At 34.3% G+C, this 17,228-nt stretch carries 11 protein-coding genes; 4 read left to right on the top strand and 7 right to left on the bottom strand.

Annotated elements, in window-relative coordinates; all coding sequences use genetic code 11:
* The first annotated feature begins 6 nt into the window (after positions 1 to 6).
* Both leuB and Q0822_RS03185 read left to right on the top strand, forming a co-directional pair.
* Positions 7 to 1,125, top strand: a complete 1,119-nt coding sequence (gene leuB / locus Q0822_RS03190) for a 3-isopropylmalate dehydrogenase (protein ID WP_299120054.1) — start codon at positions 7 to 9, stop codon at positions 1,123 to 1,125.
* A gap of 5 nt (positions 1,126 to 1,130) precedes the next feature.
* Positions 1,131 to 3,713: a phosphoenolpyruvate carboxylase gene (locus Q0822_RS03185; protein ID WP_299120053.1), complete on the top strand. Its 2,583-nt coding sequence runs from the start codon at positions 1,131 to 1,133 to the stop codon at positions 3,711 to 3,713.
* Between the two features lie 146 nt (positions 3,714 to 3,859).
* Here Q0822_RS03185 and amt read toward each other — a convergent pair whose 3' ends face one another.
* From amt to Q0822_RS03170, 3 genes are read right to left on the bottom strand one after another with little or no spacing between them, the layout of a single operon-like run.
* Positions 3,860 to 5,089 (bottom strand): ammonium transporter, encoded by a 1,230-nt coding sequence (gene amt, locus Q0822_RS03180; RefSeq protein ID WP_299120052.1) that lies wholly within the window; start codon positions 5,087 to 5,089, stop codon positions 3,860 to 3,862.
* Between the two features lie 9 nt (positions 5,090 to 5,098).
* Entirely contained in the window at positions 5,099 to 5,437 is a 339-nt protein-coding gene (locus Q0822_RS03175; protein ID WP_299120050.1) for a P-II family nitrogen regulator, read from the bottom strand.
* A gap of 15 nt (positions 5,438 to 5,452) precedes the next feature.
* A complete protein-coding gene (locus tag Q0822_RS03170) occupies positions 5,453 to 6,511 on the bottom strand; it encodes an outer membrane beta-barrel protein (protein WP_299120049.1) in 1,059 nt (352 codons plus the stop codon).
* A 420-nt stretch (positions 6,512 to 6,931) separates the two neighbouring features.
* Between Q0822_RS03170 and gltB the strand changes: the two genes are divergently transcribed.
* Together gltB and Q0822_RS03160 are read left to right on the top strand one after the other, a co-directional pair.
* On the top strand, positions 6,932 to 11,446 hold the full coding sequence (gene gltB / locus Q0822_RS03165; protein WP_299120047.1) for a glutamate synthase large subunit: 4,515 nt from the start codon (positions 6,932 to 6,934) through the stop codon (positions 11,444 to 11,446).
* Between the two features lie 3 nt (positions 11,447 to 11,449).
* Positions 11,450 to 12,913, top strand: a complete 1,464-nt coding sequence (locus tag Q0822_RS03160; protein ID WP_299120044.1) for a glutamate synthase subunit beta — start codon at positions 11,450 to 11,452, stop codon at positions 12,911 to 12,913.
* 115 nt (positions 12,914 to 13,028) lie between these two features.
* Here the strand turns inward: Q0822_RS03160 and Q0822_RS03155 are convergent, their stop codons facing one another.
* From Q0822_RS03155 to argB, 4 genes are all read right to left on the bottom strand, one after another.
* Positions 13,029 to 13,727: a hypothetical protein gene (locus Q0822_RS03155; protein WP_299120041.1), complete on the bottom strand. Its 699-nt coding sequence runs from the start codon at positions 13,725 to 13,727 to the stop codon at positions 13,029 to 13,031.
* A gap of 231 nt (positions 13,728 to 13,958) precedes the next feature.
* Positions 13,959 to 15,236: an argininosuccinate lyase gene (argH, locus tag Q0822_RS03150; protein ID WP_299122245.1), complete on the bottom strand. Its 1,278-nt coding sequence runs from the start codon at positions 15,234 to 15,236 to the stop codon at positions 13,959 to 13,961.
* A 156-nt stretch (positions 15,237 to 15,392) separates the two neighbouring features.
* A complete protein-coding gene (locus Q0822_RS03145) occupies positions 15,393 to 16,454 on the bottom strand; it encodes a M20 family metallo-hydrolase (protein WP_299120039.1) in 1,062 nt (353 codons plus the stop codon).
* Entirely contained in the window at positions 16,451 to 17,227 is a 777-nt protein-coding gene (gene argB / locus Q0822_RS03140) for an acetylglutamate kinase (RefSeq protein WP_299120036.1), read from the bottom strand. The genes Q0822_RS03145 and argB overlap by 4 nt, the downstream gene beginning before the upstream one ends.
* Position 17,228 lies beyond the last annotated feature (1 nt).

Below are 17,228 nucleotides of genomic sequence, written 5' to 3'. Positions count from 1 at the left end.
CTACAAATGAAATTAACCATAGCAGTATTGCCAGGTGATGGCATTGGTCCTGAAGTTACTAATCAGGCTGTAAAAGTTTTGAAAGCTATAGCTTCAGAATTCAATCATAATTTTAAATTTAAAAGCGCAGATGTTGGTGCTATTGCAATAGATAAACATAACGATCCTTTACCAGAAGAAACTTTAGATTTATGTAAATCTTCAGATGCTATTTTGTTTGGTTCAATCGGTCATCCAAAATATGACAATGATCCTTCAGCAAAAGTACGTCCAGAACAAGGGCTTCTAAAACTAAGAAAAGAACTTGGACTGTTTGCAAATATTAGACCAGTGAAAGCTTATGAGACTTTATTAAATAAATCCCCTTTAAAAAAACACGTCATCCAAGGTACGGATATTAGTATTTATCGTGAGTTAACAGGCGGTATTTATTTTGGAGAAAAGCAATTGAGTGAAGATGGTAATAAAGCGTCAGATTTATGTGAATATTCACGTGAAGAAATTGAACGTATTTCGCATTTAGCTTTTAAAGCTGCACAATCCAGAAATAATAAAGTTACTTTAGTAGACAAAGCTAATGTGCTAGAAAGTTCAAGACTTTGGAGAAAAGTGGTTACTGAAATTGCAGAGCAATATAAAGACGTCACTTTAGACTTCTTATTTGTAGATAATGCAGCAATGCAAATGATTCTAAACCCTAAACAGTTCGATGTAATCTTAACTGAGAATATGTTCGGTGATATCATTAGTGATGAAGCTAGTGTTATTGGAGGTTCTATTGGTTTATTAGCCTCTGCTTCAGTTGGTGATAAGTATGCTATGTTCGAACCCATTCATGGGTCATTTCCACAAGCCACGGGAAAAGGAATTGCCAACCCAATTGCATCAATCTTATCTGCAACTATGTTGTTAGAACATTTCGGTTTATTTACAGAAGCAGAGATGGTGAAGCAAGCTGTTGATAAATCACTGAAATTAAGTATATCTACTCCAGATATAAATTCAAAATACGATAACGTAACAACAGGTAAAGTTGGTGAGTTTATTGAAGACTTTATTAATAATCCAAATGACACTAACATGAACTTTACGAACATCCATTTAGGACAATCTACAATCATATAAATTAAATGCCTACACAACCAAAGCTTACAAGATTTAATCAGAACGTGTTATCAAAGTATCAAATCTACAATAGTATTTTTGTCACCTTACCGTTTGATACCATAACTAGGACCGGTACATTACTACCTTTATTTCATGCAACATGCGAAAAAGGGTTTGCCAATAAAGAGGATCCTACGACGATTGTAGAAACATTTTTCAAGAAATATCAAGCAAGACGATCGCCTCAGAGTCAAATTAATTTGCTGTTTCGATTTATTCAATATATAGAGCGCCAGGTTGTTTTATTTGATGCTATTGAAGATGCCGCTTTTCCTGTTGTAAATAATATGGACGGTATTGGTACACTAAGAAGTTTAAAAGAAAGTGTTACTGCAGATAACAAACTAGAAACCCTTCAAAAGTATCTTGAAGAATTTAAGGTAAGAATTGTTCTAACAGCACATCCGACACAATTTTATCCAGGCTCTGTTTTAGGAATAATAACAGATTTAACGGAAGCTATTCGAGAGAATGATTTACTCAAGATCAATGATTTATTGGCGCAATTAGGAAAAACACCATTTTTTAAAGACAAAAAACCATCACCTTATGATGAAGCAGTGAGTTTAATCTGGTATTTAGAAAACGTGTTTTATAAGTCTTTTGGAACTATTTACGATTATATTCAGCAAAATATTTTTGATGGTAAACAAATAGATAACGATATTATAAATATTGGTTTTTGGCCAGGAGGAGATAGAGATGGTAATCCGTTTGTAACTCCAGAAATTACATTAAATGTTGCTAATCGCTTACGTGCAACTGTCATTAAGAATTATTATAGAGATGCGCGACGTTTAAGACGAAAATTGACTTTTGAAGGTGTTGAGGAGAGAATAGTAGTCTTAGAAACCGAACTTTGGAAAATCATTACAAATAAGAACTCAAACTTAACAGCAGAGAGTTTTGCTGCAGAATTAGAGGTGATTAAAAGTGTTATTGTTAAAGAGCATCAATCACTATATGTCTCTGAAGTGAATAGCTTATTGAATAAAATTCACTTATTCGGATTTCATTTTGCGAACTTAGATATAAGACAGGATAGTCGAAAGCATGCCCAGTTTTTTAATAATATGGTTGATGCTTTAATAGAAAACGGAAGTGATATTTTTCCAAAGAACTATCAAAATTTAAGTGAAAAACAGCAAGTAAATATTCTATCTAAAATAAAAGGTGAAATTGATTTGTCAATTATAAAAGACGAAGAAACAGTGAAAGCTTTAAAAACCATGAAAGTCATTAAGACTATTCAAGGAGCTAATGGAGAAAAGGCTGCAAACCGTTACATAATTAGTAATAACCAGACCACACTTAATGTAATGCAATTATTTGCAATGCTAAAGTTAGTAGCTTTTCAAGATGAATTGACTGTTGATATTGGACCCTTATTTGAAACCATAACGGATTTAGAGAATGCTCCTGCTGTGATGGAAGAATTATACACCAATACGGAATATGCAGCACATTTAAAAGCAAGAGGAAATAAACAAACCATTATGCTTGGCTTTAGCGATGGTACTAAAGATGGTGGATATCTAATGGCAAATTGGGCGATTTATAAAGCTAAAGAGAATTTGACAGCAGTGTCTAGAAAATACGGAATCAAGGTGATTTTCTTTGATGGTCGTGGTGGACCTCCAGCACGTGGTGGTGGTAAGACACATAATTTTTATGCGTCACTCGGACCAACAATTGAAGATAAAGAGGTGCAATTAACTATACAAGGTCAAACTATTAGTTCTAATTTCGGAACTTTAGAATCCTCTCAATATAATTTGGAACAGTTAATTAGTTCTGGCATTGGAAATAGTATTAATGATAAGGATTTGAGTATGTCGTCTGAAAATAGGGAAGTGATGACAGATTTATCTGAGCGCAGCTACAAAGCCTATTCAGATTTTAAAGCACATCCAAAATTTATTTCTTATTTGGAGCACATGAGTACGCTGAAGTATTATGCGAAAACAAACATTGGAAGTCGACCATCTAAACGTGGAAAAGCAAAAGGTTTAGTTTTTGAAGATTTGAGAGCGATACCCTTTGTAGGTTCTTGGAGTCAATTGAAGCAAAATGTACCTGGCTTTTTTGGAGTTGGTACAGCTTTAAAGCATTATGAGGATATTGGTGAATTTGAAAAAGTACAGCATTTATTTAAAACATCAGATTTTTTCAAGACACTTATTGGAAACAGTATGATGTCTTTGTCTAAATCATTCTTTGATTTAACTAGATATATGGCAGAAGATCCTGAATATGGCGAATTCTGGACAATTATATATGACGAATATGAAACGTCTAAAAGACTCATTTTAAAGTTAACAGGTTATAAAGAATTAATGCAAGAAGAGCCTGCTGGCAAAGCATCTATTGCTGTTAGAGAATCTATTGTGCTACCGTTACTGACAATTCAGCAGTATGCATTGAAGAAAATTCAGGAGCTTGAAAAATCTGGAGTAAAAGCAGATGACGAGCAAATGAAGATTTTTGCAAGTATGGTGACACGTTCATTATTTGGTAATATTAATGCGAGTCGTAACTCAGCTTAAATTATTTTAATGCTATAAATGTGGAAGCCTGTTAAGTTTTAAACTTAACAGGCTTTTTCTTTGTTATAATAAAAACCCTCTAAGCAATTTACTCAGAGGGTTTTTTCCTAACAACTAATTAAACTAAGTAATCAATTTTAAAACACTTAGTGTTCGTTTAATCTAAAGTCTGGATAAGCATCCATGCCATGCTCATGTGCATCTAAACCTTCTAATTCTTCGCGTTCAGAAACTCTAATACCAACGGTTTTCTTCATTATAAAAATGATTATGAAAGAAGATACTATACAGATGGCAGCATAAGAAGCTACACCGATAAGTTGACTTACAAACTGTGCTCCACTGGCTAATGCGCCAAATATACCTACAGCTAATGTTCCCCAAATACCACATACTAAGTGAACGGCAATAGCTCCAACAGGATCATCTAATTTAAGTTTGTCAATTAGAGATACGGCAAATACGATGATTGCACCTGCAACAGCTCCAATAATAATAGCATCAGTCGGACTCATTTGGTCTGCGCCAGCAGTAATACCAACAAGACCACCTAATATACCATTAAGGAACATCGTTAAATCTAAATTTTTATAGCGTAATGTAGATACTAGGGCAGCGACAACACCACCTGCTGCTGCAGCTAAACATGTTGTGACTAAAGTTAATGATGTTAATGCAGGATCAGCAGATAAAACTGAACCACCGTTAAATCCAAACCAACCTAACCATAATATAATAACACCAGCAGTTGCTAATGGAATATTGTGACCTGGAATTGCTTGTAGTTTTCCATCTTTAAATTTACCGATTCTAGAACCTAATAGGCAAACAGCTACTAATGCTGCCCAGCCACCTACAGAGTGTACTAATGTAGAACCTGCAAAATCGTAAAATGGTGTTTCTAGAGTTTGTAAAAATCCACCTCCCCATTTCCAAGAACCCGCGATTGGGTAGATTAATCCGACGTAAATTACCGTGAAAACCATAAATGGTCCAATTTTCATACGTTCTGCTACAGCTCCAGATACAATTGTTGCTGCAGTTGCGGCAAACATACCTTGGAATAAGAAATCTGTCCAGTAAGTGTAACCTTCATTGTAAGCTAAATCTAAGGCTCCTTCAACCATTGGTGCATCTAAACCAAAGCCTGCGAATCCTAAAAATCCGTTGAAGTCTCCTGGATACATTAAGTTGAATCCAACTAAGCAATAGAGTAGTAAACCTACGGTGATAATAAATATATTTTTAAATAATATGTTAATTGTATTCTTTTGACGTGTTAATCCGATTTCTAAAAATGCAAAACCTAAGTGCATAAAGAAAACGAGAGCTGTACAGATCATCATCCATACATTATTTGTAGTTAATAATTCCATTTTAGTTAGTTATTTTAAAGTTTGTCCTCCTTTTTCTCCAGTTCTTATTCTGTATACTTCATCTATGTGAGAGACAAAGATTTTACCATCACCAACATCTCCTGTAGATGCAGAATCAAGTATTGTTTTTATTGTTATATCTTCAAAATCGTCATTGACAACTATAGATAAATATCGTCTTTGGATATCGCTAGTGCTATAAGAGACACCTCTATAAACATGTCCTTCTTTTTCATTCCCTAGTCCTGTTACGTCCCAGTAAGAGAAGAAGTTTACACCTACTTCATGTAGTGCGTTTTTTACTGTAGAAAATTTAGATTTTCTAATTATTGCTTCGACTTTTTTCATTGTATTTAATATTAGTTAGAATGTATATATAGCAGCTAGAGTAAACGCAGCTAGGCTACTCATGTCTTCTCCGTCAGCATCGAAATATCTATCATCCCAATTGCTCCAAGAGTCTAATCTGATTTCAGGCTTAATAATTAAGTTGCTTTCTACAGTGTAGCTTCCTGTTAAAGTTGCAGCGAATACACTTGGTAAATCATCTCCTTCCTCAGCATGATATCCGAAGTATTCACCTCTTAAACCAATACTAAAATCTTCAGATGCAGCAAATTGAGGGTATAATGCAGCTCCATAAAAGCCATTTTTGAAATCATCACTTAGTACACTACCGTCATCATCATAAACATAAGATGTTGTCTGATAAGCAGCATTGATTCCTAAGAAGAAGTCATCAGATAGGTCGAAACCTCCTGTGTAATCAATCTCAAAACCTAGGCCATTATTCGCGCCACTGTCATAATATAAGTTTAGGTATTGACCAGAATATCCTAATTGAGCTCCGAAAGCATACTCACCTGTTGTAGAAGTGTTATTAGTATCCCAAGGATTTGTTATGGCTAACATTAAGCTAAAATCATCAGATAAAGCAAAATCTGCTTTTATACCCATATGAGAAAAAGGTCCGCTTGAAAATAAGTAAGACGTACTGTAGTTAAAGTTTGCAGCAGGAGCAATAACTTCGTACCCTAAGAATGTATTAAAACGTCCGAAAGTTAAAGTTGTACCTTCTGAAACATTCCAATAAACATAAGCTTGGTTTACAATACCATCAACAATATCGTTGCTAAAAGTAGCGCCCTCACCTCTTGGTCCTGTAACTAAATCAAGGACTGCACCTACTTTACCGCTTTCATAGCTCGCGATAAGGTTACCCATACCTAAAGCAAATCCTGTTTGTCCTGCAAACGCAGTTCCGAAAGATTGTCCTGAATCATCAGATGCTGTTAAAAGTGTTTGGTAGTAAGCATCTACACTACCAGAAATAGAGAATTTCTTTTCGGTTGTTTCTTCTGAGTCTTGAGCTGTTAAAACTATCGAGGTTAACAGTAATGCTAGAGTTAATAATTTTTTCATAATGTAATATTTAAAAATAGTTAGATTCGGGTCAAATCTATATAACTTTTAATTATACCCCATTAAAAATTAGGGTTAAAATATAATTTTTATGAATATTATATTTTATACCCCCTAAAATTTAGGGTTAAATTATTTTTTAATGTTTTTTTGGTAAATCCATAATGGTAAAAAGCACTTTTATTAATAATTTGATAAGTGTAAATTCTCGAAAACGTTTTCGTGATAAAGTGCCGTTTTCATTGACTATTTTCCATTATCTATTCACCATTATATGGCGTTTTTATTGCTAATTTTTCATTTAGAAAGCCCTTAATTATCGATATGAGAAAAGTGTTTCTACTTTTTTTTTAATCGGATTTTGAAGTATATCTTAGAGATATAATAAGGCACAAAACGCCTTTATAATTTTTTTGAATTATGCTGAAGAAACAAGGACTTTATTTACCAGAATTTGAACACGAAAATTGTGGTGCAGGATTTATATGTAACCTTAAAGGAGAAAAGACAAATCAAATTATACATGATGCTTTAGAAATTTTGGTAAAGCTAGAACATCGTGGTGGTGTTAGTGCTGATGGTAAAACTGGAGATGGAGCAGGTTTATTGATAGATATACCTCATGCTTATTTTAAACGCGTTTGTGGTTTTAAAGTTCCCGTAAAAGGAAAATATGCTGTTGGAATGGTATTCTTACCCAAAAACAGAAATCAATATAAATTCTGTAAGGATACTTTCGAAAAGGAAATTATTGCTCAGGGGCTTTCTGTTATAGGATGGCGAGAAGTGCCTGTAGATTCGACTCAATTAGGCGAAATAGCATTAGCATCAGAACCTAATATAGAACAGCTTTTTGTTGGTAAATCAAACGAAGTTTCTGAAGCTGATTTTAAAGCTAAATTATATGCAGCACGTAAAATAACTGAGCACACTGTTAGAAAATCTAAAATGTCGCAAAGTTCATATTTCTATGTCTCTAGCTTATCTATGAATACCCTTATATATAAAGGTATAATTATGCCAGAGGATATTGGTCCTTATTATAAAGACTTACAAGAAGATGATTTGGTAACACGTTTAGCATTGGTACACCAACGCTTTTCTACTAATACAATGCCGACTTGGGAATTAGCACAACCTTTTCGATTCATGTGTCAGAATGGTGAAATTAACACACTTCGAGGCAATGTAAGTCGAATGCGAGTTCGTGAAGAAATCATGAAAAGTGATGTCTTTGGGCCGCAAATAGAAAAATTATTCCCAATTATTCTGCCAGGAAAATCAGATTCTGCGTCTATGGATATGGTTGTGGAATTATTAACTCATACAGGACGTTCTCTTCCAGAAGTGATGATGATGATGATTCCTGAAGCATGGGAAAAACATGCCACAATGTCTCCAGAACGAAAAGCGTTTTACGATTATAACTCTTGTATTATGGAACCTTGGGATGGACCTGCTTCAGTACCGTTTACAGATGGGAATTATATAGGAGCATTATTAGATCGAAATGGACTGAGACCTTCAAGATATACGGTCACTAAAAGTGGAAAACTAATTATGTCTTCAGAAATTGGTGTGGTAGATATTGCACCAGAAGATGTTGAAAGTCATGGTCGTTTAGAGCCTGGAAAAATGTTTTTAGTAGACATGAACCAAGGTCGAATCATTAATGACGAAGAAATAAAAAGTAAGATTGTTAAAGAAAGACCTTATCAAGAATGGTTAGATAAGACAAGATTACATTTAAAAGACATTCCCTACACAGGTGAAACCTGTCCAATTGAAACCTTAGATATAAAAACGAGACAACGTTTATTCAATTACACGTTTGAAGATATTCAAGAAGTCATCACTCCTATGGCACAAAAGGCTAAAGAGGCTTTAGGTTCTATGGGAATTGATACGCCTTTGGCGGTTTTATCTAATAAACCTCAGTTAATTTCAAATTACTTTAAACAGTTGTTTGCTCAGGTTACTAATCCACCTTTAGATGGTATTAGAGAAGAAATCGTAACAGATATTAGTTTGGCCTTAGGAAAAGATCGAAATATTTTCAGCATTACAGAAAGACAATGTAGAAAATTAAAAATTCAGAACCCAGTAATATCTAATGACGATTTAGATAAAATTAGAAATATAAAAGTTGAAAGCTATAAAGCCGAAACCATAGAAATATTATACCAAAAAGCTAAAGGTTTAAACGGTCTAGAAGATGCCTTGGATAACATCATTGTTCAAATTGAAAAAGCACTAGAACGAAAAACTAACATTATTATACTTTCAGATAGAGGAGTTAGTAAGGAGTTAGCTCCAATTCCTCCATTATTAGCATGTTCTTATGTGAGCCATCAGATGAATCGATTACGTAAGCGTTCGTATTTCGATATCATAATAGAATCTGCAGAACCACGTGAACCACATCATTTTGCAACTTTATTTGGTTACGGAGCGAGTGCTGTAAATCCTTATATGGTTAACGAAATTATTAGAATGCAAGTTAAGGATGGTTTTATCACTGACATGGATGAGCAAAAAGCGGTAGATAATTTCAACAAGGCCATTGGCAAGGGCATTCTAAAAATAATGAATAAAATAGGAATCTCAACGTTGCGTTCATACAGAGGTTCTCAAATATTTGAAATCGTTGGTTTCAATTCGCAATTCGTTGAAAAGTACTTTCCATATACTACATCTAGAATAGAAGGCATTGGTTTATATGAAATCGAAAAAGAAATTGATAAAAGATACCACCATGCTTATCCAGAAAATATTGTAGATAAACGTTTAGGATTAAACATAGGTGGAGATTACAGATGGAGACGAAATGGTGAAAAACATTTATTCAATCCAACAACGGTTGCGAAACTGCAACAAGCAGTGAGATTGAGTGATCAGAAGAGTTATGATGTTTATGCTAAGGCTATAAACGAACAGTCCGAAAATTTAATGACTATTCGTGGTTTATTTGAATTTAACAATATAGATCCAATTCCGATTGAAGAAGTAGAACCATGGACAGAAATCGTAAAACGCTTCAAAACAGGTGCAATGTCATATGGGTCGATTTCTAGAGAAGCACATGAGAATTTAGCCATTGCCATGAATAGAATTGGAGGAAAATCTAATTCTGGTGAAGGAGGGGAAGACAGAAAACGTTTTCAACCAGATGTTAATGGAGACAGCAGAAACTCAGCCATAAAACAAGTGGCTTCTGGTCGTTTTGGAGTAACGTCTCACTATTTAACAAATGCTAAAGAGATTCAGATTAAAATGGCTCAAGGTGCTAAGCCTGGTGAAGGAGGGCAATTGCCTGGTGAAAAAGTATTGCCATGGATTGCCGCAGCTCGTAATTCAACACCATTTGTAGGTTTAATTTCACCACCACCACATCACGATATTTATTCAATAGAAGATTTAGCGCAACTGATTTACGATTTAAAAAACGCTAATCGGGAAGCGAGAATTAATGTAAAACTAGTGTCTGAAGTTGGTGTTGGTACTATTGCAGCAGGAGTTGCAAAAGCGAAGGCTGATGTAGTTTTAATTTCAGGCTATGATGGTGGAACAGGAGCATCTCCACTTACTTCATTAAAACACGCAGGTTTACCTTGGGAACTTGGTATAGCAGAGGCACAACAAACTTTAGTTCTAAACAACCTAAGAAGTCGTATTGTTGTAGAATGTGATGGACAATTAAAAACGGGTCGAGATGTCGCTATTGCTGCACTTTTGGGTGCTGAAGAATTTGGATTTGCAACGGCACCATTAGTAGCTTCAGGATGTATAATGATGCGTAAATGTCACTTAAACACCTGTCCTGTTGGTATCGCTACACAAGATAAAGAATTGCGAAAAAACTTTAAAGGTACACCAGAACATGTTATTAATTTCTTCTACTATATCGCTGAAGAATTGAGAGCGATTATGGCTGAATTAGGGTTTAGGACTATGGCTGAAATGGTTGGTCAAACCCATAAAATAAACGCCAATAAAGCGATTAAGCATTACAAAGCTAAAGGTTTAGATCTATCGTCGATCTTGCATAGACCAGAGGCATACAGTAAAATGACGGTTAAAAATACCGAAAAGCAAGAGCACAATTTAGATAATGTATTAGATTTTAAAATTCTAAAAGATTCGCATCGCGCTTTATACAGAAAAGAGCAGATGACATTGGCTTATCCGATTAAGAATACTAACCGAACAGTTGGTGCTATTGTAAGTAATGAAATTTCAAAAATATATGGTCATTTAGGCTTACCAGAAGATACCTTGAATATCAATTTTGAAGGTTCAGCAGGACAAAGTTTTGGAGCTTTTGGTGCACATGGATTAACCTTTAAACTTGAAGGAAATACCAATGACTATTTAGGAAAAGGATTATCTGGCGCTAAATTAATTGTAAAGAAGCCTGTTAAGGCAGATTTTGTAGCAGAAGACAACATTATTATTGGTAATGTATGTTTATTTGGTGCAGTTGAAGGTCAGGCTTATATCAATGGTATTGCAGGAGAACGTTTTGCGGTTAGAAACTCAGGGGCTACAGCAGTTGTAGAAGGTGTAGGAGATCATTGTTGTGAATATATGACTGGAGGAAAAGTGGTAGTTCTTGGTAAAACAGGACGAAATTTTGCAGCTGGAATGAGTGGAGGTATTGCTTATGTTTATGATCCTGAAAATAAGTTCGTAAACGGATTATGTAATACCGAAACGATTGAATTTGAAAAGATTCTTAAGAAAGATGCTGACGAATTAAAGGCGCTTATTGAGAAGCATGTGAAATACACAAAAAGTAACAGAGGCTCTGAATTATTAGCAGATTGGGAAACAAGTTTAAGTCATTTTGTAAGAGTGATGCCAACGGAATACAAACGTGCGTTGAAACGTTTAGAGACAGAAGAACAAATGGTTGAAGAATTAGAAACAGTATAGAAGATGGGAAAAGTAACAGGTTTTAAAGAATTCGAAAGAAAAGACGAAAAATACAAGCCAGTAAAAGATCGTGTAAAACATTACAAGGAATTTACTGTGCCGCTTAAGGAAAAGGATTTAAAAGAACAAGGATCGCGTTGTATGGATTGCGGAATTCCATTTTGTCATAGTGGCTGTCCGCTTGGGAATCTAATCCCAGATTTTAATCATATGGTACATCAAGGTGAATGGCAAAAAGCCTCTTGGATTTTGCATTCAACTAACAATTTCCCTGAATTTACAGGAAGATTATGTCCTGCTCCTTGCGAACAGGCTTGTGTGTTAGGTCTTATTGAAGATCCGGTTTCTATAGAAAATATTGAAAAAAATATTGTAGAACGTGCTTTTAAAGAAGGTTGGATTAAACCACAACCTCCAAAAACAAGGACAGGTAAAGAGATTGCAATTGTAGGTTCTGGACCAGCAGGTTTGGCCGCAGCGCAACAATTAAATAGAGCAGGACATACAGTTACTGTTTTTGAACGCGATGATGCTATTGGCGGGTTACTGCGTTATGGCATTCCGAATTTTAAAATGGAAAAGGAGATTATAGACCGTCGCTTAGCTATTTTAGAAGCAGAAGGCATTGTGTTTAAAACCAACGTAAATGTTGGAGTAAATTACGATGTTGAAGACCTAAAAGCTTTTGATGCTGTTGTACTCTGTGGAGGAGCAACAGAAAGACGAAGTCTGCCAACACCAGGCATTGATGCAGATGGAGTCGTGCAAGCTATGGATTTTCTAACCCAACAAACTAAAGTGGTTTTTGGACAAGACATAAAAGATCAAGTATTAGCAACTGATAAGAACGTTATTGTAATTGGAGGTGGAGATACAGGATCAGATTGTATTGGAACATCCAACCGTCAAGGAGCAAAATCGGTGGTGAATTTTGAAATTATGCCAAAACCGCCTGGACACAGATCACCTGCAACACCTTGGCCATATTGGCCATTACAATTGAAGACATCCTCTTCACATAAGGAAGGTGTGGAACGTAATTGGTTAATAAACACTAAAGAGTTTATTACTGACAAAAAAGGAAAGCTAACCGCTTTAAAAACGGTAAATGTAGAATGGGAAATGGTTCCTGGTGAACGACCTAAATTAATAGAAATTGCTGGTACAGAAAAAACATGGCCTTGTGATTTAGCTTTATTAGCACTTGGTTTTACTGGTCCTGAATCAACATTAGCTGATAAGTTAGGATTAGAGAAAGATGTCCGTTCTAACTATAAAGCAAGCTACGGAAAGTATCAAACTAATATTCCAAACATATTCGCTGCAGGTGATATGAGACGTGGACAATCTTTAATTGTATGGGCAATTTCTGAAGGTAGAGAAGCAGCACGTCAAGTAGATATTTATTTAATGGGTAAATCTGATTTAGCAACTAAAAATGCTGATGGAGATTTGGTAGGACTCTAAAATGGAATTTCCTACTGCTATAACATTTTAAGGGTAAGTCTATTGTTAGGGTAGAATTTAAAAGCATCTGGAAACAGATGCTTTTTTTTTGTTTTACTTTAGATTCTTAATAATTTTATGCAATCAAGAAAGACGGAGTTTTTGGCTTTAATTCATCATTATAAAGTTTGAATTCACTATCCATTTTACTCTTTAAATCTTTAATTTTATTTTCAGTTAGATTTTTACTTGGGTTCACCATAAAAGTGTAAAGATTGCTGCTTAAAATTGACCTAGTCCTTTCTACATGAGATTTACCGCTTTTGATTACTTTATCAATTTCTTCATCAGCCTTTAACAACTTGTTTTTGTAATTATCTCTATCCAATCTTAAGGAAGAAAGCTCAGTTTCCAGTTCACGAGTTTTCTCTTTAAAACTGTCAGCTCTTGTCTTCCAAAAGTCAACATCATCCATAGTGCCTATTGTTTTACTTTTTAATGAAGACAATAGGTTAACCTTTATCCTCTCTTCTGAAATCATTGTGATGGTCCTAGATATATTAATGATAATATAATAAATAAGCATTATTAGCAATGTAATTCCTATCAATAATAAACTTCTACCGTAAAAACTCAATTCACCTAAATTGAATTGAGTTGATAAAATATCTGTTTTATCTTTAATAGTTGAATTAAAGAATAAATCATAGATGAATTTATTATTCGTTATCACCCAAACGATTAAAAAAGTTGAGAAAAATGGAGTTTTGAACTTAGAAGTTATTTCATCTGAAGCACTTTCTAATGGTTTTTTAAAAAAATCTAACAATTTCATTCTTTATATTTTAAGATTGTTGTTATAAACTTTTACACACCAACATTGTACCATTGTTAATGAATTCATAAAATATGCCATATTGTCACTATAATCATCTGAATTATAAATAATTACGAAAAATTTTTAAGCTTTCAATGTTGTTGTGACGGTTAGAAAATTGCTTCAACAAAGGCAAACAAAAAAGAGTATACTTTACATATACTCTTTTAAGTAATAAATAAATTTTCATTATTTGTTAGGAAACTTAGCCCGAATATCCTCCAAACACAAATTATGAATACTCCCAATATGAGAATGTTCCTTACCTAAATCTGGCTGATATGTATCGTTTTGAACCTGACTTCCAATTTTCTGATAAGCTTCTCTAAAGCTCATGCCTTCAACCACTAAATTATTAATACTATCAACCGTAAACAGGTATTTGTATTTGTCATCATTAAGATCTACATCTTTCACAATAATTTGCTGAATAGCATAATTAAAGATGTCTAAAATGTCTTTAACATCTTCAAAAGCGTTTATAATATTTTCTTTTAATAACTGAAAATCTCTGTGGTAACCACTTGGTAAATTATTAGTGATTAATAACATTTCAGTATGTAAGGCCTGAATTTTATTACACTTTCCTCTAATCAGTTCAAACACATCAGGATTCTTTTTGTGTGGCATAATACTACTTCCTGTAGTTAATTCATCTGGAAAACTGATAAACCCAAAATTCTGACTCATATACAGACAAATATCCATAGCAAATCGCGACATCGTATTACACAAACCGCCTAAAGCACTTGCGATAGAACGCTCACTTTTTCCTCTACTTAATTGTGCCGCAACTACATTATATTTTAAAGTAGAAAAGCCTAATGCTGCAGTCGTGATGTCTCTGTCAATTGGAAATGAACTTCCGTAACCAGCTGCAGAACCCAATGGATTCTGGTCAACAATTTTTGAAACAGCATTTAGAATATAAACGTCATCAATCAATAATTCGGCATAGGCTGAAAACCATAATCCAAAAGAGGAAGGCATTGCGACTTGTAAATGCGTATATCCTGGTAGTAATTTATTCTTATGTGTTTCGGCTAAATCTAGTAGTGTATTAAAGAATACTTTAGTTTTATCATTAATCAGGCTTAAATTGTCTTTATAATACAATTGAAGTGCGACTAAAACCTGATCGTTTCTAGAGCGTGCTGTATGGATTTTTTTTCCAACTTCGCCTAAAGTTTTGGTGAGTTCATGTTCAATTTTCGAATGCACATCTTCAAAGGTGTCTTCTATTACAAAACTTCCATCTTCAATAGATTCTGATAAGGATTTTAAACCCGTTTTGAGTTGTTGTAATTCTTCCGAAGTTATAATTCCTATAGACTCTAACATTATGGCATGCGCTAATGATGCTTGTACATCGTGTTTAGCAATATGCATATCAATTTCTCTGTCGTTACCAACAGTGAAGTGTTCTATTTTTTTATCTATTGAAAAGCCTTTGTCCCAAAGTTTCATAATCATTCCTGCGAAGGCAGGAATCTCTGCCTTCATTTTTTAGTTAATAATTTTATTCTTTTTTTATTAAAACACCCCTAAAGTCCCCTCAAGGGGACAATCCTCAAATAAACTTTAGTACTAGTGTCCCCTTGAGGGGACTTTAGGGGTGTAATGCTATAATACTTTTTCTAACAATTCAACATATATTTTTATTCCTTCTTCAATTTCAGCTAAATAAATAAATTCATCTGCTGTATGTGATCGTGTACTATCACCTGGTCCCAATTTTAAAGACGGACAACTTAGTGCTGCTTGGTCCGATAAGGTCGGCGAACCATAAGTTTCTCTACCCAATTCTATTCCAGCTTTAACCAAATCGTGATGCATAGGAATAGATGATGAATTTAATCGTAAACTACGAGCTTCAATAGTTGAACATGGTGATTTTTTAGTTAAGATATCAGCTATTTCCTGATTTGTGTATTTATCGTTCACACGAACATCAATCACTAATTCAACTTCAGAAGGTACAGCATTATGCTGCTGACCAGCGTTAATCTGTGTCACAGTCATTTTTACATCACCAAGAACTGGTGATTTCTTTTCGAACTTATAATCCTGAAACCATTGTAATACATTAATAGTATTGTAAATGGCATTGTCCGTATTTGGATGTGCTGCATGACTAGCTGTTCCTTTTACTTTGGCATCAAAAACAACTAGTCCTTTTTCGGCAATAGCTAAATTCATTAAAGTCGGTTCACCAACAATCGCAACATCGATTTTTGGAATAATACTTAACATACTGTTTAATCCATTTGGACCACTACTTTCTTCTTCAGCAGAAGCAACAATTACTAGATTATAGTTGAGGTCTTTCTTTTCATAGAAGTAGATGAATGTAGCTATCAACGATACTAAACAACCACCAGCGTCATTACTTCCTAGACCGTATAATTTTCCGTCTTCAACAATGGCTTTAAATGGGTCTTTGGTGTAACCGTTATTTGGTTTTACAGTATCATGATGCGAGTTTAATAATAGTGTAGGCTTCTTCTCATCATAATGTTTATTGGCTGCCCAAACGTTGTTTTTGTTGCGCTTAAAAGGGATTTGATGTGTTGTAAACCAATTCTCAATAAGCAAAGCCGTTTGATCTTCTTCAGAAGAAAACGACTGTGTTTCTATAAGCTGTTTCAATAAAGCAATAGCTTCTGTTGTGAGTTTTTCTATCATTTTTCAATGGTTGTATAAAGTGAATTGGTTTCAAAAAGCATGCTTGGTTTTCCGATACAAACTTTGTTTACATCATTGTTTATAGCATAAAAGCAATTATTCAGTTTTGGTAACATACCATCAGCAATGATTCCTTCATTAATTAAGTTTTGATAGGTTTTGGTGTTAATGTTTTCAACTACTGAATCATCATCATTAATATCTTTTAAAACACCATTTTTCTCAAAACAATAATAGAGCTCTGTTTTATAATGTTTTGCAAATCCAATGGCTAATTCTGAAGCAATGGTATCTGCATTGGTGTTTAGTAGTTGTCCATTTTCATCATGAGTAATGGCACAGAATACTGGTGTGATATTATGATTTAAAAGCACTTCTAATGTTTTTGTGTTGACTTGTTTTACATCACCTACAAACCCATAATCAATTGGTTGCGTTGGTCTTTTTTCTGAAACTATAGTATTTCCATCAGCTCCAGAAAACCCAATAGCGTTGCAATCATTTACTTGCAGTTGAGCTACTATATTTTTATTGATTTTACCTGCATAAACCATCGTAATAATATCTAAAGTGTCACTATCTGTAATGCGTCTGCCTTCATTCATTTTTACAGGAACATTCATTTTGTGAGCTAATTGTGTTGCCAATTTCCCACCTCCATGAACTAATACTTTTGAGCCTTCAAGCTTAGAAAACTCACTTAGAAATGACCCTAAAGCTTGACTGTCATCAATAATATTTCCGCCTATTTTTATGATTTTTAGTGTTTTCATT

Source organism: uncultured Winogradskyella sp., assembly GCF_947496485.1.
Lineage (GTDB): Bacteria > Bacteroidota > Bacteroidia > Flavobacteriales > Flavobacteriaceae > Winogradskyella.
The sequence above is the reverse complement of the archived record's forward strand: the minus strand, read 5'-3'. Positions and strand labels throughout refer to the sequence as shown.

Bases quoted from the DNA above. Each gene is read 5' to 3' on its own strand.
- amt (WP_299120052.1), bottom strand. From the start codon at position 5,089: ATGGAATTATTAACTACAAATAATGTATGGATGATGATCTGTACAGCT.
- Q0822_RS03175 (WP_299120050.1), bottom strand. From the start codon at position 5,437: ATGAAAAAAGTCGAAGCAATAATTAGAAAATCTAAATTTTCTACAGTA.
- Q0822_RS03155 (WP_299120041.1), bottom strand. From the start codon at position 13,727: ATGAAATTGTTAGATTTTTTTAAAAAACCATTAGAAAGTGCTTCAGAT.
- leuB (WP_299120054.1), top strand. From the start codon at position 7: ATGAAATTAACCATAGCAGTATTGCCAGGTGATGGCATTGGTCCTGAA.
- Q0822_RS03160 (WP_299120044.1), top strand. From the start codon at position 11,450: ATGGGAAAAGTAACAGGTTTTAAAGAATTCGAAAGAAAAGACGAAAAA.
- argB (WP_299120036.1), bottom strand. From the start codon at position 17,227: ATGAAAACACTAAAAATCATAAAAATAGGCGGAAATATTATTGATGAC.
- gltB (WP_299120047.1), top strand. From the start codon at position 6,932: ATGCTGAAGAAACAAGGACTTTATTTACCAGAATTTGAACACGAAAAT.
- Q0822_RS03170 (WP_299120049.1), bottom strand. From the start codon at position 6,511: ATGAAAAAATTATTAACTCTAGCATTACTGTTAACCTCGATAGTTTTA.
- Q0822_RS03145 (WP_299120039.1), bottom strand. From the start codon at position 16,454: ATGATAGAAAAACTCACAACAGAAGCTATTGCTTTATTGAAACAGCTT.
- Q0822_RS03185 (WP_299120053.1), top strand. From the start codon at position 1,131: ATGCCTACACAACCAAAGCTTACAAGATTTAATCAGAACGTGTTATCA.
- argH (WP_299122245.1), bottom strand. From the start codon at position 15,236: ATGAAACTTTGGGACAAAGGCTTTTCAATAGATAAAAAAATAGAACAC.